The 19,537-nt window shown below is 70.8% G+C and carries 20 protein-coding genes; 13 read left to right on the top strand and 7 right to left on the bottom strand.

What is annotated here, in order from left to right; translation table 11 throughout:
• Genes QU602_RS17130 through QU602_RS17105 form a run of 6 tightly spaced genes read left to right on the top strand, consistent with a single transcriptional unit; the run spans position 1 to position 5,964 of the window.
• A complete protein-coding gene (locus QU602_RS17130) occupies positions 1-1,014 on the top strand; it encodes an ABC transporter ATP-binding protein (protein WP_308797660.1) in 1,014 nt (337 codons plus the stop codon).
• On the top strand, positions 1,001-2,029 hold the full coding sequence (locus QU602_RS17125; RefSeq protein ID WP_308797659.1) for an ABC transporter ATP-binding protein: 1,029 nt from the start codon (positions 1,001-1,003) through the stop codon (positions 2,027-2,029). Before QU602_RS17130 ends, QU602_RS17125 begins: the two co-directional genes overlap by 14 nt.
• Positions 2,026-2,976, top strand: coding sequence for an N-acetylglucosamine kinase (locus QU602_RS17120; protein WP_308797658.1), 951 nt, complete (start codon positions 2,026-2,028; stop codon positions 2,974-2,976). Before QU602_RS17125 ends, QU602_RS17120 begins: the two co-directional genes overlap by 4 nt.
• Positions 2,973-3,659, top strand: a complete 687-nt coding sequence (locus QU602_RS17115; protein ID WP_308797657.1) for an N-acetylmannosamine-6-phosphate 2-epimerase — start codon at positions 2,973-2,975, stop codon at positions 3,657-3,659. Before QU602_RS17120 ends, QU602_RS17115 begins: the two co-directional genes overlap by 4 nt.
• The gene (locus QU602_RS17110) at positions 3,656-4,363 is read left to right on the top strand and encodes a GntR family transcriptional regulator (RefSeq protein ID WP_308797656.1); all 708 of its coding nucleotides are present in this window, start codon (positions 3,656-3,658) and stop codon (positions 4,361-4,363) included. The genes QU602_RS17115 and QU602_RS17110 overlap by 4 nt, the downstream gene beginning before the upstream one ends.
• Positions 4,363-5,964: an FAD-dependent oxidoreductase gene (locus tag QU602_RS17105; RefSeq protein WP_308797655.1), complete on the top strand. Its 1,602-nt coding sequence runs from the start codon at positions 4,363-4,365 to the stop codon at positions 5,962-5,964. The genes QU602_RS17110 and QU602_RS17105 overlap by 1 nt, the downstream gene beginning before the upstream one ends.
• 68 nt (positions 5,965-6,032) lie before the next feature.
• Here the strand turns inward: QU602_RS17105 and QU602_RS17100 are convergent, their stop codons facing one another.
• From QU602_RS17100 to QU602_RS17085, 4 genes are all read right to left on the bottom strand, one after another.
• Positions 6,033-7,502: a hypothetical protein gene (locus QU602_RS17100; protein WP_308797654.1), complete on the bottom strand. Its 1,470-nt coding sequence runs from the start codon at positions 7,500-7,502 to the stop codon at positions 6,033-6,035.
• Entirely contained in the window at positions 7,492-8,340 is an 849-nt protein-coding gene (locus tag QU602_RS17095; protein ID WP_308797653.1) for a TIGR03943 family putative permease subunit, read from the bottom strand. Before QU602_RS17095 ends, QU602_RS17100 begins: the two co-directional genes overlap by 11 nt.
• Entirely contained in the window at positions 8,330-9,340 is a 1,011-nt protein-coding gene (locus QU602_RS17090) for a permease (protein ID WP_308797652.1), read from the bottom strand. The genes QU602_RS17095 and QU602_RS17090 overlap by 11 nt, the downstream gene beginning before the upstream one ends.
• Positions 9,341-9,443: 103 nt before the next feature.
• Positions 9,444-10,034 (bottom strand): hypothetical protein, encoded by a 591-nt coding sequence (locus QU602_RS17085; protein ID WP_308797651.1) that lies wholly within the window; start codon positions 10,032-10,034, stop codon positions 9,444-9,446.
• Positions 10,035-10,258: 224 nt separating this feature from the next.
• Between QU602_RS17085 and QU602_RS17080 the strand changes: the two genes are divergently transcribed.
• Positions 10,259-11,428, top strand: a complete 1,170-nt coding sequence (locus QU602_RS17080) for an ATP-binding protein (RefSeq protein WP_308797650.1) — start codon at positions 10,259-10,261, stop codon at positions 11,426-11,428.
• Here QU602_RS17080 and QU602_RS17075 read toward each other — a convergent pair.
• Entirely contained in the window at positions 11,403-11,867 is a 465-nt protein-coding gene (locus QU602_RS17075) for a hypothetical protein (RefSeq protein WP_308797649.1), read from the bottom strand. The two genes, QU602_RS17080 and QU602_RS17075, sit on opposite strands and share 26 nt — an antisense overlap.
• 136 nt (positions 11,868-12,003) lie before the next feature.
• Complete coding sequence (locus QU602_RS17070; RefSeq protein WP_308797648.1) at positions 12,004-12,402, bottom strand: VanZ family protein; 399 nt, start codon at positions 12,400-12,402, stop codon at positions 12,004-12,006.
• On the opposite strand from QU602_RS17070, the gene QU602_RS17065 reads away from it, so the two are divergent.
• The 5 genes from QU602_RS17065 (at position 12,401) to QU602_RS17045 (ending at position 16,812) form a co-directional block, all read left to right on the top strand.
• A complete protein-coding gene (locus QU602_RS17065) occupies positions 12,401-12,655 on the top strand; it encodes a hypothetical protein (RefSeq protein WP_308797647.1) in 255 nt (84 codons plus the stop codon). The genes QU602_RS17070 and QU602_RS17065 overlap by 2 nt on opposite strands.
• A 119-nt stretch (positions 12,656-12,774) precedes the next feature.
• On the top strand, positions 12,775-14,652 hold the full coding sequence (gene dnaK, locus QU602_RS17060) for a molecular chaperone DnaK (protein ID WP_308797646.1): 1,878 nt from the start codon (positions 12,775-12,777) through the stop codon (positions 14,650-14,652).
• 2 nt (positions 14,653-14,654) lie between these two features.
• Entirely contained in the window at positions 14,655-15,314 is a 660-nt protein-coding gene (locus QU602_RS17055) for a nucleotide exchange factor GrpE (protein WP_308797645.1), read from the top strand.
• Between the two features lie 79 nt (positions 15,315-15,393).
• Positions 15,394-16,389 carry a DnaJ C-terminal domain-containing protein gene (locus QU602_RS17050; RefSeq protein WP_308797644.1) on the top strand — a complete coding sequence of 332 codons (996 nt, stop codon included), beginning with the start codon at positions 15,394-15,396 and terminating at the stop codon, positions 16,387-16,389.
• 6 nt (positions 16,390-16,395) lie between these two features.
• Positions 16,396-16,812: a heat shock protein transcriptional repressor HspR gene (locus QU602_RS17045; RefSeq protein ID WP_308797643.1), complete on the top strand. Its 417-nt coding sequence runs from the start codon at positions 16,396-16,398 to the stop codon at positions 16,810-16,812.
• A 16-nt stretch (positions 16,813-16,828) separates the two neighbouring features.
• Here the strand turns inward: QU602_RS17045 and QU602_RS17040 are convergent, their stop codons facing one another.
• Positions 16,829-17,581 (bottom strand): hypothetical protein, encoded by a 753-nt coding sequence (locus tag QU602_RS17040; RefSeq protein WP_308797642.1) that lies wholly within the window; start codon positions 17,579-17,581, stop codon positions 16,829-16,831.
• Positions 17,582-18,089: 508 nt separating this feature from the next.
• On the opposite strand from QU602_RS17040, the gene QU602_RS17035 reads away from it, so the two are divergent.
• Positions 18,090-19,427, top strand: coding sequence for a methyltransferase (locus QU602_RS17035; RefSeq protein ID WP_308797641.1), 1,338 nt, complete (start codon positions 18,090-18,092; stop codon positions 19,425-19,427).
• Positions 19,428-19,537: the final 110 nt, after the last annotated feature.

Raw genomic sequence — 19,537 nt, 5'->3', positions numbered from 1 at the left:
ATGGAACGGACCTCCGCGACGGGCGTCGACCCGTTGCTGCGAGTGGAGCGGCTGGGTGTCACGATCGACACCGACCTCGGGCCGCAGCAGGTGATCAGCGACGTCTCGTTCGAGGTGGCGCCCGGCGAGACGCTCGCGATCATCGGGGAGTCCGGATCGGGGAAGTCGGTCGCGGTGCGGGCGGTCATGGGTTTGCTGCCCCCGCGCCGCGGCCGGATCACCGCCGGTCGCGTCACGTTCGACGGCGTCGAGCTTCCGGCCCGGCCCACGCGGGCGAGCCGGAGACTCTGCGGCACCAAGATGGGCATGGTCTTCCAGGACTCGCTCTCTGCGTTGAACCCCGTGTTCACGGTCGGCTACCAGATCGCCGAACTGTTCCGGGTCCGGCACGGGTGGAACCGATCAAGGGCCTGGGCGGCGGCGGTCGAGGCCCTCGAACACGTCGGCATCCCCGACGCCGCCCGGCGGGCCCGCGCCTACCCGCACGAGTTCTCCGGCGGGATGCGGCAGCGCGCGGTGATCGCGATGGCGATCGCGCTCCGGCCGCGGCTGCTCATCGCCGACGAACCGACCACCGCGCTCGACGTGACCGTGCAGGCGCAGATCATGGAGCTGTTGGAGCGGCTCCGGCAGGAGAACGGCATGGCCATGATCCTGATCAGTCACGACCTCGGCGTGGTCGCCCGATACGCCGACCGGGTCTCGATCATGTACGCCGGGCGGGTGGTCGAGACCGGGCCGCTCCGCGAGGTGTACGACGGGCCGAAGCATCCGTACACCCGGGCGCTCATGCAGAGCATCCCGTCGGAGGCCGTGCCGGGAGCGCCGCTGCGGACCATCCCGGGCCTGCCGCCCTCGCCGAACGCGTTGCCCTCGGGTTGCGCCTTCCATCCGCGCTGCCCGATGGCGCGAGAGCGCTGCACCGTCGAGCGCCCGGCGCTGCGTGTGCTCGAGGGCGGCCAGAGCTCAGCCTGCCACTTCGCCGAGGAGGTGCCCGCATATGCCATCCGCTGAATCGACCCCGCTGCTCAGGCTTCGCGATCTCGAGGTGTCCTACGGTGCGCGCGGCATCGGGCGCGCCCGTCCGGCCGTGCGAGCGGTCGCCGGCGTCGACCTCACCGTGCGGCACCACACGACGCTCGGCCTCGTGGGCGAGTCCGGCTGCGGCAAATCCACACTCGCGCGGACCGTGATCGGCCTGCAGCGCGCCTCGGGCGGATCGATCGAGTTCGAAGGCGAGCAGATCCAGGCGGCCAGCCCCCGGCGCCGGCGCGAGCTCACCCGCGAGATCCAGATGGTGTACCAAGACCCGTACACGTCGCTGAATCCGCGCAAGACCATCGGGTTCATCGTCGCCGAAGGCTGGCGCGCGCACGACGGTCCGGTGCCGAAGCCCGAACGACGCGACCGCACGGTCGAACTGCTCGAACGCGTCGGACTCCCCGCGCACATGATCGACCGGTACCCGCATCAGCTGTCCGGCGGCCAACGGCAACGGGTCGGCATCGCCCGTGCGCTCACCCTGCACCCGAAGCTCGTGGTCTGCGACGAGCCCGTGAGCGCGCTCGACGTGTCGGTGCAGGCGCAGACGCTCAACCTGCTCCGCGAGCTGCAGGCCGATCTCGGGCTCGGGTACCTGTTCATCGCCCACGACCTCTCCGTCGTGCGGCACGTGAGTGACGACGTGGCCGTCATGTACCTGGGCCGGATCATGGAGGTCGGCCCGGCGGCGACGGTCTACGAGCGTCCGCTGCATCCGTACACGATGTCGCTGCTCTCCGCCGAGCCGGCCGCGCGGCCATGGGCCGAGCCGCCGCGCGAGCGCATCGTGCTCGCCGGCGACCTGCCGTCGCCGGCGGACCCGCCGAGCGGCTGCCGCTTCCGGACGCGGTGCTTCATGGCCCGTGACGTGTGCGCGACGACGACGCCCGAGCTGCGGGTCGTCGAGGGTCGCGAGGTCGCCTGCCACTTCGCGGAGGAGAACATCGACGGTCGCGCACTCGCCGCATCGGCCGGAGGTCGTGCATGAGCATGCTGCACGTGGGGGTCGACCTCGGTCAGGGCGGATGCCGCGCTCGCGCACGCGCGATCGACGGCGAGACGAGCGAGGCGACGACCGCCGGCTACTGGTCGAGCCGTCTGCCTGCCGTCGTCATCGCGGATGCCGTGCACGCGGCGGTCAACGGCCGATCGGCCGACGCGCTTCGCGTCGGTGTCGGCATGACCGGGCTCAACGGCGGGAAGGGCGATGCGGGCGCGGTCCTCGCCCGTATCGCGTCGCTCGCCCGCTCGGTGACCGTGGTGGTCGCCGACGACAGCTTCACCGGCTACCTCGGCGCGCTCGGCCCGGTCACGGGCGCGGTGATCGCCGCCGGGACGGGTGCGGTGGCGCTGGGCGTCGACCTGCCCAACCGCGTCGCGCGATCCGACGGCTGGGGTGCCGCGCTCGGCGATCGCGGCTCCGGGCACTGGATCGGCCTGCAGGCGATCCGCGGCGCGCTCGCGCAGTGGGACGGCGGACGCCCGGGCCCGTTGCTCGACGCGGTCACCGACCGGTGGGGTGACCTCGACGGACTCGCGGCCCGATGGCGCGCCGAGCCGCCGCCACCCGACGACGTCGCTGCGATCGTTCCGGCCGTCGCCGAGGCGGCCCGCGCGGGCGACCGGCTCGCACTCGACATCTGGCGTGGCGCCGGCACCGCACTGGGGTCGTCGGTCGCCGACGTGCTCGAGCGACTGCACCTGGCGGCCGACGCCGTCCCGGTCGCGGGCACGGGCGGCGTCTTCGGCCAGACGGACCTCCTCGGCGAGGGCTTCCGCGCGGCCCTGACGCAGCGGTGCCCGGCCGCGCAGATCGTGCGCGCGCACGCCGATCCGCTCGCGGGCGCACTCATCCTCGCCGAGGCGCCGACGATGCCCGATGCGATCGAGACACACCTGAGCCGCGAAACGAACGAAATGAGCACCGAACGATGAACATCCCCGAGCAGATCCGAGGGCGGCTGGTCGTGTCGTGTCAGGCGGCTGAGGTCAGCCCCTTCCACGACCCCGACGCGATGCGGATCATGACGCGCGCCGTCGTCGCCGCGGGCGCCAGCGCACTCCGGCTCGAGAGCGTCGCGCATGTGCGGGCGATCGCCGGGGGAGCGGTCCCGGTGATCGGTCTCGTCAAGCGCCGCACGGCGGGAAGCGAGGTCTACATCACTCCGCGGGTCGAGGATGTGGTCGAGCTGGCCGGGGCGGGTGCCTCAGTGGTGGCGATGGACGGCACGCCCAGAACCCGGCCGAACGGGGTCCCGCTCGCCGACCTGGTGGCCGCCGCGCACGCGCACGGCGCCCTGGTCATGGCCGACGTCGACGGCGAGGTAGGCGCCGAGCATGCGCTCGAAGCGGGGGCCGACTGGATCGGGACCACGCTCGCCGGGTACACCGGACGCGCCGCGCCGAACGGGCCCGACATCGCGCTGGTCGGCCGGCTCGCGGCGATGACGGCCAATCCCGTCATCGCGGAAGGACGCTACAGTCGCCAGCAGGAGGTCGCGGCCGCCTTCGAAGCGGGCGCGTGGTCAGTCGTGGTCGGAACCGCGATCTCCGATCCGTATCGGCTCACGCAGCAGCTCATCCGAGCCTGCCCGACCCCGACCGAGGTACCGTCGTGACGACCAAGATCCGCCGCATCGATGCCGAACTCCGCCGCCGCATCGCCGGGATGGCTGCGCACGAACGTCTCCCGCGCGAGGTCGACCTCGCGCATGCACTGGACGTGAGCCGGTCCACGCTGCGGCAGGCGCTCGGCACGCTGCAGCGCAGCGGGCTGATCTACACCGTCCCCGGGAGCGGGACGTTCGTCTCCGACCGGCGGGTGACGAAGGGCTCCTCGCTCTCGGGCTTCAGCGAAGACATGCGCGCGCGGGGCATGGAACCCGGGTCCCGGCTGCTCTCGGCCGCGCCGGTCGTGGTGACCGGATCGGTCGCCACCGAACTCGGTGTCGCCGACGGCGAGCTCGCCTACTCGATCGACCGGTTGCGGCTCGCCGACCGTGAGCCGATGTGCGTCGAGTCGGTGCTGCTGCCGGCCACGCCGTTCCCCGGACTCCTCACGCACGACCTGACCGGCGGACTGTACGACCTGCTCCGCACCGAGTACGCCGTCGAGGTGGCGACCGCGCAGCAGTCGGTCTCGGCGGTGACCGCGGACCCCGAGCAGAGCGCCCTGCTCGGCGTCGCGGAGGGCGATCCGCTGCTCGCGGTCCATCGCATCGGACTCGACGATCGCGGTCACATCGTGGAGCGGGCGGTGTCGCACTATCGCGCCGACCGCTACAGCTTCATGCTGATCGCCACGCGCGACGGGGTGAGCTGATGTCGTCCGACTCGTGGTCGACCGAGGTGCTCGTCGTGGGCGGCAGCCTCGGCGGCGTCGCCGCGGCGCTCGCCGCGTGCGAAGGCGGCGCGCGAGTCGTGCTCACGGAGCGCCATCCGTGGCTCGGCGGTCAGCTGACCTCGCAGGCGGTGCCGCCCGACGAGCATCCGTGGATCGAGACGCACGGCTCGACCGCAGCGTACCGGCGGCTCCGCCGGGCGATCCGCGACGCGTACGCGCGCTCGTATCCGCTCACGGCCGAGAGCCTCGGTCGTTCCGAGTTCAACCCGGGAAACGGATGGGTCAGCGCGCTCTGCGCTGAGCCGCGCGTCGCGGCCGGGGTCATCGAGGAGCTGCTCGCCCCCTGGGTCGCCTCCGGGCGGCTGACGGTGCTGCGCGAGTCCTGGCCGGTCGCGGCGGACGTCGACGGTGACCTCGTCCGCGGCGTGGAGTTCGAGTCGAGACGCGGGGCACGCATGCGTGTGGAGGCCGCCTACGTCCTTGAGGCCACCGAGATCGGCGAGCTCCTCCCGCTCGCGGGCGTCGAGCACCGCACCGGGAGCGAGTCGGCCGCGCTGACGGGCGAGCCGTCGGCGCAGGCGCATGCCGATCCCGGCAACGTGCAGGCGGTCACGCACGTCTTCGCGCTCGAGCTCGCCGACGGCGATCACACGATCGACCGGCCCGAGGACTACGAGCACTGGCGCACCGCCACCCTGCCGGGGTGGCCGGGACCCCTGCTGAGATGGGAGTACCCCGACCCCCGAGGCGGGCGCGTCGTGCACGGCCGGTTCGAGCCCGAGCAGTCGGACGGCGCGTCCGACATGGAGACCGCGCTCATCCGGCCCGAACTGTGGAGCTACCGCCGCGTGCTCGACCGGGCGAACTACGAGCCGGGCTTCTTCACGAGCGATGTCTCGCTCGTGAACTGGCCGATGAACGACTACGCCGAGGGCGGGCTCTACGACTCAGGCGACGACGAGCGTCACGCGCGGCAGGCGCGCGCCCTCAGCGCCTCGTTCCTGTACTGGTTGCAGACGGAGGCGCCGCGCGCCGACGGGGGAACGGGGCATCCGGGCCTCAGGCTCCGGCCGGACGTGACCGGCACGGACGACGGCTTCGCCCAGGCCCCGTACATCCGTGAGAGCCGTCGCATCGAGGCGATCACCACGGTCGTCGAGCAGGATCTCTCGGTCGCGGTCCGCGGCGACCACGGTGCGGTGACCTACGCCGACGCCGTCGGGACCGGCTGCTACCGGATCGACCTGCACCCGACGACCGGAGGCGACGGCTATCTCGACGTCGCGGCTCATCCGTTCCAGATCCCGCTGGGCGCGCTGCTGCCCGTCCGGGTGCGCAACGTGATCGGCGCGGGCAAGTCCATCGGCAGCACGCACATCACGAACGGCTGCTACCGGGTCCACCCGTCCGAGTGGTCGATCGGAGAGGCGGCGGGCGCGCTCGCCGCGCACTGCGTCACCGCCGGCGTCGAACCGCACCAGGTCCAGGCCGCGCCGGACCGGCTCGCGACGTTCCAGCAGCTGCTCGATCGCCGGGGCGTCGACCGCCACTGGCGCGGCGGCGAGCGCCTGCCGGTGTGACCGGCGGCGGAGCAGGTTGCTTTATCCGCTTGAGATTCTTGAGATTTCTCCGCCCGGTGTGGAGAACGTCACCGGCACCAGTCCGACGACCCGCCGCTCTGGGTCAGCACCACGTCGCCGGTCTCGAGGTCGACCACGGTCGTGAGCCGCTCGACGTACGAGGGTGCGTGCGGGTAGCCGTCGGACGCCGCGCCGTCGGCGACGGTCTCGACGGCCGCGGAGCGGCCGTTCGGCGCGACGCAGTAGTCGAGTAGGCGGCTGCCCTCGCCCGTCGCATAGCGCAGGCTCGTTCCCTCGGCGTCCACGCGGGCGAGCAGCGACTCGGTCGTCACACCGCCCGCGCCGTCATCGCCCGTCAGCAGCACCGAGAGCAGGTGCGCGCCCGACGCGTCGAGCTGCTCCACCTTGCCCGGGTACGCCTGTTCGGGCAGTTCGGCGATCGGCAGCTCGTTGGGCGCTTCCTCGCCGGTCTCGAGGTCGAAGATGCGACCGCGGTCGGGGTCGGCGACCACGAGCAGGCGCGAGCCGGGGATCAGCCCGCGGAGCTCGGCGGCCGATCCGAGCGGGGTCGGCGGGGTCAGCCCGAGCGCGTCGACGACGAACAGCGCGCCGTCGAGGTCCTGCACGACGAGCGACGTGGTGCCCGGCACGAACCGCCAGTCCATGACCCGGAGCGGTTCGCCGTCGAGCCCGAGCACCGGCTCGGGCGCCGCGGCGACGCCTGAGACGTCGAGCGTGAAGAGCGTCTCGCGATAGGCGGGCTCGGCCCCGCCGGGGAGCGTCACGCCATCGTGCACGAACGCGATCAGCGGATGCGTCGTGGAGCCGCCGATCGAACGCACGATGCCCGGCTCGGGCAGCCCCATCGTCTGCGTGGTCTCGTCGATCCCGGCGACGCGCAGGGTGTTGGTGTCGTCGTCCTCGACGGCGACCGCCACGACGGCGTCGCCCGCGTGCGCGAACGACTGCAGTCGCGTCGCCTCGAGCACGACCTCGGGCGTGCGCTCGCCGAAACTCGACCGCAGGATCACATCGGTCTGCCCGGCGGGGCTTCGCCGGGCGAGCGTGTACACCGGGGCATCCGTCGTCGTGAACCGGTGCTCCACGGTGACCGCGGTGGGCTGGGCCTCGCCGACCACGCCGTCGACCGTGACCGTGTACTCGGTGTCGTACGGCAGCGGCTCAGCGAACTCGACCACGAGTGCCCGCCCGTCGATCGTGAGCTCGGCGGGCTCCGCCGGCTCGACGCGCACGTCGCCGTCGACGCGTGCGATGGGCTGGTTGAGTGCGAGCACGAGGCGGCCGTCGGCGAGCCGCGTCACGCGCTCCACATCGACGGATGCCTCGGACAGGCGCGGCCCCTGCACCACACCGGCGAACGCGAGCGAGACCGCCGCTGCGGCGAGCACGGCGATCGTGCCGAGCAGCCGTCGCCGGAACCGCCGAGATGCGGCCGCGGTCGGCGCGGCGGGTTCGGCCGGATCGAGCAGCTCGACCGGGTCGGCAGCGTGTGCCGGCTGGGCCGGCTCAGAAGACATACGGCTGCTCCGGCTGCTCGGTCGGCTCGACCGCGTCGGGCACGAGCACGAGCTGCTCGCCGCCCGCCGGGTCGAGCGCGAAGCCGCCGGTCGCCTCGACCCAGTCGTCGACCTCGAACGTGTCGCGCCAGCCGGGCAGGTGCACCGCGACACCGATGGGCTGCGCGTCGACGGCGCAGCAGGTGACCGTGAACCGGGCCACGTAGAACGAGTCGTCCGGGTCTCCGGGCGCGGGCGTCACGAAGCCCGTGAGGGCGACCTCCTGGCCGGCGAACGCCGACGGGTCCTCGGTCTGCCGCAGCAGCAGTGCCCAGTCCTTGACCGTGAACCGGCTCGGATCGGCGCCCGCGAGGCTCGGCGCGTCGCCCGCCAGGTCGGCGGTCGTGCGGTCGATGTCGCGGTCCATCGCGGTCGATGCGGTGAGCGTCGCGGGCGGGAACACCAGCAGCGCGACCAGCGCGCCGACGACGATCACGGCACCCATGATCGCGCCGACCACCGCACGCCCCCCTGGTCGCTTCGCGCCTCGACCAGTGGCTTCCTCGTGATCGTGGTCGTGGTCGTGGTCGTGGTCGTGGTCGTGGTCGTGGTCGTGCTCGTGCTCGTGCTCGTGCTCGTGCTCGTGCTCGTGCCCGTCGCCCTCGTCGCGACCCGGCACCAGCGCGAGCGCGAGCAGCGCGAGCACCCCGCCGACGATCGCCATCACCGCGGTGAAGCCGAAGTACCGCGGGTGGATGTACAGCCCGAGTTGGCCGGTGACGGTGAGCCACACGGTCGCGACGACGCCGATGAGGGTCAGCGCGACGCCCTTCCAGCGTTCGATGAGCCTAGGCCACAAGGTTGACCCCCAACCCGATGGCGGCGCTCGCGAGCCCGACGATGGCGGTCAACTGCACGAGCGTGCGCGCCGTGAAGGTCGTGCGCATGAGCGCGAGCATCTTGATGTCGATCATCGGACCGAACACGAGGAACGCGACGATCGCGCCCGGCATGAAGGTCGACCCGAACGACAGCACGAAGAACGCGTCGACGTTCGCGCAGATCGAGATGACGAATGCGAGCAGCATCAGCGCGAACACCGAGAGCACGGGGTTCTGGCCGAGCGTGACGAGGAAGTCGCGCGACACGGCGACCTGGATGAGCCCGGCGATGGCCGAGCCGACGAACAGCGCCGGCATCATCGCGCTCGTCTCCTCGGCGAACATGCGCGCCGCCTTGCGAGGCTTCGACGAGGCATCCGTGCCGGGGTGGGCGCAGGCCGCCTGGAACCGGGGCGTCAGCAGCGACATGGGCTGCGGGTGGCGGCTGTACACCCAGCCGATGAGGTTCGCGACGATGAAGCCGCCCGCGATGCGGGCGATGAGGATGCCGTCGTCCCAGCCGAACGCCTGGTACGTCGTGATGATGGTGACCGGGTTCAGGATGGGCGCCGCGAGCAGGAACGTCATCGACTCGCCGACCGTGAGCCCGCGCTGGATGAGCCCGCGCGCGAGCGGCACGTTGCCGCACTCGCAGACCGGCAGCAGCACCCCGAGGAGCGACACCACGATGCGCCGCAGCACGGGGTTGCGGGGGAGCCGTCGGATGAGGAAGTCCTCGGGCAGGAACAGCTGCACGGCGATCGACAGGCCGATGCCGAGGAACACGAACGGCAGGCTCTCGATGACCACGCTCACGGACAGCGTGATGAAGTCCTGCACGCGGTCGGAGAGCACGTCGCCGAGCTCGGCGGGCGCGAACAGGCGGATCGAGACGAGCGCGAGGATGCCGGCGACCCCGATGCCGATGCCGACGGACCTCGCGCGGGCGCGGCGAGTCGGGGCGAGCGTCTGAGACATCCCGATCAAGGGTAGGCGAGGCGCGCACCGGAAAGCTGATGGTTCGCGGCCGGTCCGTGACCCCGTCGGTGGGCTTCGCCGGCGCGGGTGGCGCGGAGCGCCGTTACGGCGCGGGCGCGAGATCCGTCGCGTGGGCCGGCGCGCTCATGAACGTGATGCGCGTGGTCTCGACGATGGCGATCGGCGCGATGCCCGTGCCGGGCTCGACCGGCCCGGTGTGTGCGCCCGGCACGGGATCGTCGGTCGGCGTGTAGCCGTTCTCGGCCAGCACGCGTGCCCACGCGTCGTGCTCGCCGTCGGCGACGGGAAGCTGCACCACGGTGAAGAAGATGTCGGACTGCCGGACCGACCACGTGCAGGCGGTGCCGCCTGCGGCGGCGAACTGCTCGGCGAGCGGATACCCCGGGGTCGTGCCTTCCCGGAGCTCGAGGCCCTGCTCGGCGAGCGCGCTCGTCGCCTCGGGCGTCAGCACGGTGTCGCACGTGACCGGCTCGGGAACGGGAGCGGGGGCCGGCTCGGACGTCTCCGTCGGCGGTGCCGTGGAGGTCGCGCTCGGCGACGGTGAGGCCGTCGGCGACGGGCTTGCGGTCGGCTCGGGCGCCGACGTGCATCCGGCGAGCATCAGGCTGCCCGCGAGCAGCACCGTGCCTCCGAGTAGCAGTCGGGCAGCGGTGGTCGCGGTTCGGGCGGTCACTCCCGCAGCCTATCGACCTCCACACCCCCACCGAGGAGCGGCTCGCCTCTGGGCGGCTCGGCCGGGGATCGGGTTGAGATCTGCGCGGGTGGTGATCGCGTTCGCGCGCCGGTCATGTGGAGCCCGGGCGAGCGGCGAGGCATTCCATCTAGAGATGTCTACCGATATCTAGCCTTTCGTTAGACTCCAGTAGACTTTGGTAGGTCTCTTCAATCGGAGGAAGCATGGATCCGATCCGGAACCCGTATTCACCTGGAGCAGGCCGGAAGCCGGCGGCGCTGGTCGGGCGTGATGATGCGTTGTGGGCATGGTCCACGTCGCTTGCGCGCGCCGAACGCGATCGCACGGACCAGCCCGTCGTGCTGTATGGACTTCGCGGCGTCGGGAAGACCGTCCTGCTGTCCGAGTTCCGTCGCAATGCCGCGAAGAAGGCATGGATCGTCGCGCAGGTCGAAGCGGGATCCGGGAAATCGCTACGGGAACTGGTCGGTGAGGCGCTGTACGAGCCACTGGCGGACCTCGCGCACGCAGGTGCCGGCCGGCGTCTGCTCAAGGCACTCAAGACCGCCCTGAGTTTCAAAGCGTCGTACGACACCACCGGAGTCTGGACCTTTGGGCTCGATCTGGCCGGAACAACTGGAGGCGGAGCCGACACGGGCATCCTCGATACCGACCTCCGCAAGCTCATTCACGATCTCGCCCAAGCAGCCGAAGAGGAAGGCGTCGGCCTCGCGATCCTTGTAGACGAGGCGCAGGACCTCACGGTGGAGGAACTGACGACGCTGTGCGTCATCGCCCACGCCGCAGCACAGGACAGCTGGCGGGTCCTGTTCGCGTTCGCCGGCCTGCCCAGCCTGCCTCGGATCCTCGCTGAAGCGAAGTCCTACGCCGAACGGTTCCAGTACGCGAAGATCGAGCAGATCGGTGTCGACGTCGTCGCTGAGGCTCTCACGATCCCCTCCGCCCAGGAGGACGCAACCTGGGATGACGATGCCGTCGATGTCGTCGTCCACGCATCGGGTCGCTACCCTTACTTCCTTCAACAGTTCGGGCAGGCGACCTGGAACGTCGCTGCCGGGCCGGTCATCGTGAAGCACGACGCGGAACTCGGAGTGGTCCAGGGCAATCACCAACTCGACAATGGATTCTTCCGGGTCAGATGGGACCGCGCGACCCCGTCCGAACAGCAGTACCTGCGCGCGATGGCAGCAGATGGCGATGAGGGCAGCTCCTCAGGCGTGGTCGCCACACGGTTGGGGAGGAAGCCGAAGAGCCTCGGACCGACCCGTGCCGCGCTCATCGCGAAGGGCTTGGTCTACGCACCAGAGCACGGCGTCGTCGCCTTCACCGTGCCCGGCATGGCCGCGTTTATCGAACGTCAGATCGTCCCCTGACCGAGTAGGCAGCGGTGTCTGCGGAGCGTAGGGCGCCCCGAGCATCGCGGGGCTCGACGAGTCCGGCGAACTCGGCACCGATGTCGGGGTCGCCGCACTCATGCGATTCCTCGAGCACCACGAATGGCATGCCGTTCTGCGCAACGCCGCGGCGCATCGTCGGCTTGCTCTCGAGCCGGCAATCCCACTGGGCGTACACGGATTCCCACGGCACCGAAGACCAATATGCCTCGAGTGATCGTTGGAACGCGGCGTAGGCGTCGGTCGATGAGCCGGGCAACAGCTCTGGCATCGTATGGGACTGCGAGAATCGCTCGACGATCGTCTCGGCCTCGTGTTGCTCACTGAGTGAGAAGAACTTCGTGGTCGACGTGGGGAGCGATGCCTCGTTCGCCGTCGCGGTCGTCGGCGACCCAAAGGCGAGCCCCGTGATGGTCACGGTAGCTCCTGTCAGGATTGCGGCCGCGCGCGAAGAGTGTTGATTTCTCATGGGGGCAGAACGTAAGGCTGGAGCGATCAGGCCACAAGAGATTAACCCGCTAATACATAGGTACATTGCTCCTGCGGTACCGCGGTCATTTCCGAACGGGCTGAGGTGGGTCGCTTCCGAGTCCTTCGGGGAGCTCAGGATCCGGATTGGTGCGGGAGCGCCAGTATCTCGCGGATGCGAGTGAAGCGATCGCGGCTCCGGCGGCGTTCAGCAGGACGTCGTCGACGGAGGCGACGCGGCCGAGCGGCAGGGTGAGCTGGATGGCCTCGACGAGCACCGAGAGTCCGCCGGCCACCAGTCCGACGATGCCCGGAACCCACGCCGGCCTGGCGAGTCGGAACCGGATCGGGAGGAAGAACCCGAGCGCAGCGAACACCAGGAGGTTGCCCACGACTTGCACGATGCTGTCGTCGCCGGTGAGCACGGCCCGAAGATCGCGGAACGGCACGAGCTGAAGGCCGCCTGAGCCGGACGTCGGCGCCATGATCATCCAGACCCACGGCGCGGTGCCCAGCACGAGGCAGACCTCAGCCGTGCTGGCGCGCCATGCCCATCCTCGTGACCAGCCGCGCGCGATGCGACGCCGCGCAAGCCAGGCGATCGCGATGATGCCGATCGGCAAGCCGATCAGGATGCCGGCCGCGATAACCGTCCCGTACCGTTCCCACACCGATGACATTTCGTACACCGTAACCGCCGTCGGCTCGGCGCGCCTGAGCATCCTGAACACCTGCTGAGAGTTGAGTCGAACCGGCTCAAGTTTTACAGAGTTCACTTGACATGCCTCGACGCCTTTGCGAAGCTTGAGCCGTTGAGACTCAAGTCTTGACGACCCACATACTTTGGAGACACACACATGTCACGTGCAGTTGGTATCGACCTCGGCACCACGAACTCGGTGGTTTCGGCCCTCGAGGGTGGCGAGCCCACGGTCATCCCGAACGCGGAAGGGTTCCGCACCACCCCGTCGGTGGTCGCGTTCACGAAAGACGGTGAGGTGCTCGTCGGCGAGACCGCCAAGCGCCAGGCCGTGACGAACGTCGACCGCACCATCTCGTCGGTCAAGCGCCACATGGGCACCGACTGGAAGACCGAGATCGACGGCAAGACCTACACGCCGCAAGAGATCTCGGCGCGCATCCTGCAGAAGCTGAAGCGCGACGCCGAGTCGTACCTCGGCGACACCGTCACCGACGCCGTCATCACGGTGCCGGCCTACTTCAACGACGCCGAGCGTCAGGCCACGAAAGAGGCCGGCGAGATCGCGGGCCTCAATGTGCTCCGCATCATCAACGAGCCCACCGCGGCGGCGCTCGCGTACGGCCTCGACAAGGGCAAGGAAGACGAGCTCATCCTGGTCTTCGACCTCGGTGGCGGCACCTTCGACGTCTCGCTCCTCGAGGTGGGCAAAGACGACGACTTCTCGACCATCCAGGTCCGCGCGACCTCCGGTGACAACCGTCTCGGCGGCGACGACTGGGACGAGCGCATCGTCGAGTGGCTGATCAAGCGGTTCAAGGACTCCACCGGTGTCGACGTCTCGAACGACAAGATCGCGAAGCAGCGCCTCAAGGAGGCCGCCGAGCAGGCGAAGAAGGAGCTGTCGTCGAGCATGTCGACGAGCATCCAGCTGCCGTACCTGTCGCTCACCGAGAACGGCCCCGCGAACCTCGACGAGACGCTCACGCGCGCGCAGTTCGAGAACATGACCTCCGACCTGCTCGACCGCACGAAGAAGCCGTTCGAGGACGTCATCCGCGAGGCGGGCATCAAGGTCTCCGACATCGCGCACGTCGTGCTCGTCGGTGGCTCGACCCGCATGCCGGCCGTCTCCGAGCTCGTCAAGCAGGAGACCGGCAAGGACCCGAACAAGGGCGTGAACCCCGATGAGGTCGTCGCCGTGGGCGCGGCCCTGCAGGCGGGCGTCCTGAAGGGTGAGCGCAAGGATGTGCTGCTCATCGACGTCACCCCCCTGAGCCTCGGCATCGAGACCAAGGGCGGCATCATGACCAAGCTCATCGAGCGCAACACGGCCATTCCGACCAAGCGCAGCGAGACCTTCACGACCGCCGACGACAACCAGCCGTCGGTCGCCATCCAGGTCTTCCAGGGTGAGCGCGAGTTCACGCGCGACAACAAGCCGCTCGGCACCTTCGAGCTGACCGGCATCGCGCCGGCCCCGCGCGGCATCCCGCAGATCGAGGTCACGTTCGACATCGACGCCAACGGCATCGTGCACGTGTCCGCGAAGGACAAGGGCACCGGCAAGGAGCAGCGCATGACGATCTCGGGCGGCTCGGCGCTGCCGAAGGAGGACGTGGAGCGCATGGTCCGCGACGCCGAGGAGCACGCGGCCGAAGACAAGAAGCGCCGCGAGTCCGCCGAGACCCGCAACCAGGCCGAGCAGCTCGTCTACCAGATCGACAAGCTCATCAAGGACAACGACGACAAGCTCCCCGCCGACGTCAAGTCCGAGGTCCAGGGCGACGTCGACGCGCTGAAGTCCGCGCTCGCGGGCGACGACGACGACGCGGTGAAGACCGCGTTCGACAAGCTCTCGCAGTCGCAGACCAAGCTGGGCGAGGCGATCTACGCCTCGCAGTCGGCCGACGCCGGCGCGAACCCGGGCAACCCCGGTGAAGACGCATCAGCCACGGGCACCGACGGCGGCGAGTCCTCCGACGAGGACGTGGTCGACGCCGAGGTCGTCGACGACGAGGACGAGAAGAAGTAACCATGACTGACGAGAACCAGAGCCACGAAGAGCCGATCATCCGCGACAAACGGCGGATCGACCCCGAGACGGGTGCGGTTCGTCAGCCCGAAGGCGGCGAGCAGGGTGCGGATGCCTCGACCGAGGCATCCGCCCAGCCCGCCGCCGCCCAGCCCGCCGCCGCCCAGCCCGCCGCCGCCCAGCCGGCCGGCGACGAAGAGCTGACCGTCGATGACATCCTGAACGCGGCGCAGGCCGAGGTGCAGGAGCCGTCGGCCGAGCACCTCGCCGACCTCAAGCGGGTCACCGCGGAGTACGCGAACTACCGCAAGCGCACCGAGGCGAACCGCGAGCTCGAGCGCGAGCGCGCGGTCGGTGCCGCTGTGGCCGTGCTGCTTCCGGTGCTCGACGACCTCGACCGGGCCGAGAAGCACGGCGACCTCGAGGGCGACGCGCCCTTCGCGACGATCGCGGCGAAGCTGCGCGGCGCCGTCGAGAAGCTCGGGCTGAAGCCGTTCGGCACGCCGGGTGAGCCGTTCGACCCGACGCAGCACGAGGCGATCTTCCAGCAGCCGTCACCCGACGTCGAGGTCGACACCGTCGCCGACGTCGTGGAGACGGGGTACCTGCTCGGCTCGACGCTGCTGCGCCCCGCCAAGGTCGTCGTCAAGACGCCCGCGTAACGCCAGTCACCCTTCGGTGGTCGGGGAGCGGTTCGCGCTTCCCGACCACCCGGACGTTTCATCAGAGAGGAGGTGCCGAATGGCCAGTCAGGACTGGTTCGACAAAGACTTCTACGCGACCCTCGGGGTCGGCAAAGACGCCAGCGAGGCGGAGATCAAGAAGACGTACCGCAAGCTCGCCCGGCAACATCACCCCGACTCCAACCCGGGTGACGCCGCATCCGAGGCGAAGTTCAAAGAGATCAGCGAGGCCTACTCGGTGCTCTCCGACACCGAGCAGCGCAAAGAGTACGACGCCGTGCGGGCGATGGGGTCCGGCGCGCGATTCACGGCGCCCGGCGGCCCGGGGGCCGGCGGCTTCGACGACGTGTTCGGTGGCATGTTCGGCGGCGGTCAGCCCGGCGGCGGCCGCGGGTACACGTTCCAACAGGGCGGCGGCGAGTACGACGACCTGCTCGGCAACCTGTTCGGCGGCGGCCGGTTCGGGCAGACGAGCGGGGGCTACCGGGGATTCGGCGGCCCGACCAAGGGCCGCGACTTCACCGCGAGCACCACGCTCGACTTCATCACCGCCACCAAGGGCGAGCAGATCACCCTGCAGGCCTCAGACGGCAAGCCGATCACGGTGCGCATTCCCGCGGGCGTGGCCGACGGTCAGAAGATCAGGCTCCGGGGCAAGGGCCAGCCGTCGCCCGACGGCGGCGAGGCCGGCGACCTCATCCTCACCGTCAACGTGCGAAAGCACCCCGTCTTCGAGCGCGACGGCCTGAACCTGCGGGTGAAGGTGCCGATCACGTTCGGCGAGGCCACCCTCGGCGCCACGATCGAGGTGCCGACGCTCGGCGGCGACCCCGTGAAGCTCAAGGTCGCTCCCGGCACCCCCAGCGGGCGTGTGCTGCGGGTGAAGGGTCGCGGCGTCGAGACGAAGAAGGGCACGGGCGACCTGCTCGCCGAGGTCCAGGTCGCGGTGCCGTCGCATCTCGGCAAGGAGGCGAGCGAGAAGCTCGAGGCGTTCCTCGCCGAGCTGCCCCGTGAGAACCCGCGCGACGATCTCATCGCGCGCGCGAAGGCCTAGCGCAGCATGAACGAGACCAGTCCGCTCTTCGTGATCTCGGTCGCGGCCGAGCTCGCCGGGATGCATCCGCAGACGCTGCGGCAGTACGACCGTCTCGGACTCGTCTCGCCCACCCGCACCGCCGGCAAGTCGCGTCGCTATTCGATGCGCGACGTCACCCAGTTGCGCGAGATCGCGCAGCTCTCGGCCGAGGGCGTGAGCCTCGAGGGCATCCGGAGGGTGCTCGAGCTGGAGGACGAGGTGATCGGGCTGCGCCGCCGCGTCGGCGAGCTCGAGGCCGCGCTCGCCGACGAGATGCTGAACCGGCCCGGCCGTCGGGTGTTCGCCGCTGGCAGCGCGGGCGAGATCATCACGATCAAGGGCGGCACGCGCGTGCGGCGCGAGACCGCGGTCGTCGTCTGGCGTCCGCTCGAGCGCGAATAAGGGGGCGTCCGGTCGTTCAGCGACCCCAGGCCGCGGCCGGGGCCTCGACGACCGGCACGGGCGACGTCGTCCAGTGTGCGCCGTTGCCGTAGTGGCTGGTCGCCCAGGGCGAGGCCCAGATCGCGGCGGCCGTGGCGCCGGCGTCGGTTCCGGCGTCCAGTCCGGCCTCGATCGCGTCGTAGAACGAGAGCCGGCGCAGGCTGTCGGCGGCGTAGACGGCGCCGACCTGCAGCGTCTCGTAGCTGCCGAGCCCCGAGCCGCCGCCCGATCCGTTGCCGTTGTTGAGCGGGTTGTTCCGGTTCCACCAGTTGTCGGGGCCGTTCTCCTCGCGCATCCACTCCGTGATGACCGCGACGTTCGCGTCAGTGATGGGGAACCCGCCCTCCACGAGCACGAGCTTGGCCCAGTCGTGGTTGGTGCCGCCGAGCACGAGCGTCTCGGGCCCGGTGGACGCGGTGTACGACTCGCGCGAGACGGCCTGCTGCTTCGCGGCGCCCGCGATCGTCACGCGCTGCACGGCGTCGCGGTTCGCCTCGGCGGCGGATGCCTCGGCGAACGCCGGGCCGCTGGGCGCCGTCGTGTGCAACGGCGCCAGAGCGACCGTGCCGACGAGCGCGAAGATCGCGGATGCCGCGAGCACTCCGCCGGCCCGACGGAGCCGTCGGCGGGGGCTGATTCCGGCCCGCTTTGCGGGTACACCGAACGTCGCCGCCTCGCGGGTGCGTGCGGCGCGTCGTTCCCCGGTGTTCGTCCTTCTGTGCTGACGCATGCGGTGCCGAGGCTAGCAAACGCGGCTTGAGGTCTCCATCGCCGGTTGCGGGCGTCGAACGGTCGCAGATGGCGAGTGCTCGGCGGACACACCCGCCATCTGCGACCGTTCGATGAGCAATTGCGGGGTGCATGACGCGCGGGGCGGTGTTGGCAGCGCTCGGACGCCAGGCCGGTATTGGGTTGCCTGGCGCCCGATGCGCTGCCGCCGGCGGGATCGCCCGGCGGGGGTGTTGGGCTGGCGCGTGCGGGGAACACCTTCCAGCCCAGGTCCGTGTGTGGTCCCCGGGTACCGCTCTGGTGAGCGGTGTTGGGCTGGCGCGTGCGGGGAACACCTTCCAGCCCGGTTCGTGCTTTCCCCGGTGAATCGAGTATGGCATATCGATATATCACAACGCAAGTCCATGGCGGAACTTTTTCAGAAGGAGCCATCCCGCGAGACCGCACGCGGAGATCGCCGGTGAGCTGCCCGGAACCGGCGCACTCGACGGAGTCGGTAGTCTGCCGAGATGGATCTCACGCTCCTGCGCCGGGCGCCTGACGTCGAAGGGCCGGGGCTCGAGGCGTCGGATGCCGCCGACCGGCTGATCCTCGACGAGGCGCAGCCGATCCTCGCGCATTCCCCCGGCGGTGCGTCCGGCGTCGTGGTGATCGGCGATACGCATGGCGCGCTCGCGCTGAGCGTCGCGGCCGACCTCGGCGTCACCGGGGTGCGCGTGCATCAGGATGCGGTGCTCGGCGAGCGGGCGATCCTTGCCAACGCACGGCGGTTGGGCCTCGCAGGCGCCATCAGCGTGCAGCCCGCGACTCCCGAGCTCGTTCGAGACGCGCGGGTCGTGCTGCTCAGGCTCCCGCGATCGCTCGACGCGCTCGACGAGCTCACCGCGCTGATCGCAGATCACGCGGCGCCCGACGTCGTCGTGGTCGCGGGCGGCCGGCTCAAGCACATGTCCACCGCGATGAACGACGTGTTGCGCCGGCGCTTCGCGCGGCTCGACGTCACCCATGCGCGGCAGAAGTCGCGCGTGCTGATCGCGCGCGAGCTGATGGCCGCGCCCGCGCCCGCGCCGGGTGCGCCCGCCACGGCAGGCGAGCAGGTCGGGGCGAGGGTGCGGGGCTGGCCGCGCCGAGCCCGTGACGCCGCGCTCGATCTCGAGGTCGTCGCTCACGGCGGCGTGTTCGCGGGCGCGACGGTCGACATCGGCACACGCTTCCTCCTGGACCAGCTCGACCCGGCGCTCGCCGCCGGCCCCGCCGCGCCCGGCCCCGCCGCGTCTGGCCTCGCCGCGTCTGGCCTCGCCGCGTCTGGCCTCGCCGCGCCTGGCCTCGCCGCGCCTGGCCTCGTCGAGCCTGGCCTCGCCGAGTCTGGCCCTACCGCGCCTGGCCTCGCCGCGCCCGATCCCGCCGCGCCCGTGAGCCGTACCGTCGTCGACCTCGCCTGCGGCACGGGCATCGTCGCGGTCGCGCTCGCACGACGCTTCCCCGACGCCCGGGTCGTCGCCGCCGACCAGTCCGCCGCCGCGGTCGCGAGCGCCGCGCAGACCTCGGCCGCGAACGGTCTCGGCGACCGCATCACGGTCGTCCGTGCCGACGGCCTCGAGTTCGCCGACGAGGCATCCGTCGATCTCGTGGTGCTGAACCCGCCCTTCCACGCCGGCGCCGCCGTCACGACGGCGCTGGCCGAGCGCCTGTTCGCCGACGCCGGCCGCGCGCTCGCGCCGGGCGGGCGCCTCGTCGCCGTGTGGAACTCGCACCTGCGCTATCGGCCGGCGCTCGAGCGCCTCGTCGGCCCGACCCGGCAGGTCGCGCGCAACCCGAAGTTCACCGTCACCGTCTCCACCCGCTGAACGCGGGGGGCCGCACGACACGGCGCCGCGCGACGCGAATCGTGCCACGGTGGCAGGCCGGAGCGTGCGCTCCAGGTCGGCAGACGACGCGGACACCCGGTGGCGATTGC

Origin of the sequence: Agromyces protaetiae (assembly GCF_030866785.1) — a bacterium.
GTDB lineage: Bacteria > Actinomycetota > Actinomycetes > Actinomycetales > Microbacteriaceae > Agromyces > Agromyces silvae.
The sequence above is the reverse complement of the archived record's forward strand: the minus strand, read 5'-3'. Positions and strand labels throughout refer to the sequence as shown.

What these genes read in the sequence shown, in the direction of transcription:
- QU602_RS17130 (WP_308797660.1), top strand. Translation starts at nt 1, where the DNA reads ATGGAACGGACCTCCGCGACGGGCGTCGACCCGTTGCTGCGAGTGGAG.
- QU602_RS17125 (WP_308797659.1), top strand. Translation starts at nt 1,001, where the DNA reads ATGCCATCCGCTGAATCGACCCCGCTGCTCAGGCTTCGCGATCTCGAG.
- QU602_RS17120 (WP_308797658.1), top strand. Translation starts at nt 2,026, where the DNA reads ATGAGCATGCTGCACGTGGGGGTCGACCTCGGTCAGGGCGGATGCCGC.
- QU602_RS17115 (WP_308797657.1), top strand. Translation starts at nt 2,973, where the DNA reads ATGAACATCCCCGAGCAGATCCGAGGGCGGCTGGTCGTGTCGTGTCAG.
- QU602_RS17105 (WP_308797655.1), top strand. Translation starts at nt 4,363, where the DNA reads ATGTCGTCCGACTCGTGGTCGACCGAGGTGCTCGTCGTGGGCGGCAGC.
- QU602_RS17100 (WP_308797654.1), bottom strand. Translation starts at nt 7,502, where the DNA reads ATGTCTTCTGAGCCGGCCCAGCCGGCACACGCTGCCGACCCGGTCGAG.
- QU602_RS17090 (WP_308797652.1), bottom strand. Translation starts at nt 9,340, where the DNA reads ATGTCTCAGACGCTCGCCCCGACTCGCCGCGCCCGCGCGAGGTCCGTC.
- QU602_RS17080 (WP_308797650.1), top strand. Translation starts at nt 10,259, where the DNA reads ATGGATCCGATCCGGAACCCGTATTCACCTGGAGCAGGCCGGAAGCCG.
- QU602_RS17065 (WP_308797647.1), top strand. Translation starts at nt 12,401, where the DNA reads ATGATCATCCAGACCCACGGCGCGGTGCCCAGCACGAGGCAGACCTCA.
- QU602_RS17070 (WP_308797648.1), bottom strand. Translation starts at nt 12,402, where the DNA reads ATGGCGCCGACGTCCGGCTCAGGCGGCCTTCAGCTCGTGCCGTTCCGC.
- dnaK (WP_308797646.1), top strand. Translation starts at nt 12,775, where the DNA reads ATGTCACGTGCAGTTGGTATCGACCTCGGCACCACGAACTCGGTGGTT.
- QU602_RS17055 (WP_308797645.1), top strand. Translation starts at nt 14,655, where the DNA reads ATGACTGACGAGAACCAGAGCCACGAAGAGCCGATCATCCGCGACAAA.
- QU602_RS17050 (WP_308797644.1), top strand. Translation starts at nt 15,394, where the DNA reads ATGGCCAGTCAGGACTGGTTCGACAAAGACTTCTACGCGACCCTCGGG.
- QU602_RS17045 (WP_308797643.1), top strand. Translation starts at nt 16,396, where the DNA reads ATGAACGAGACCAGTCCGCTCTTCGTGATCTCGGTCGCGGCCGAGCTC.
- QU602_RS17040 (WP_308797642.1), bottom strand. Translation starts at nt 17,581, where the DNA reads ATGCGTCAGCACAGAAGGACGAACACCGGGGAACGACGCGCCGCACGC.
- QU602_RS17035 (WP_308797641.1), top strand. Translation starts at nt 18,090, where the DNA reads ATGGATCTCACGCTCCTGCGCCGGGCGCCTGACGTCGAAGGGCCGGGG.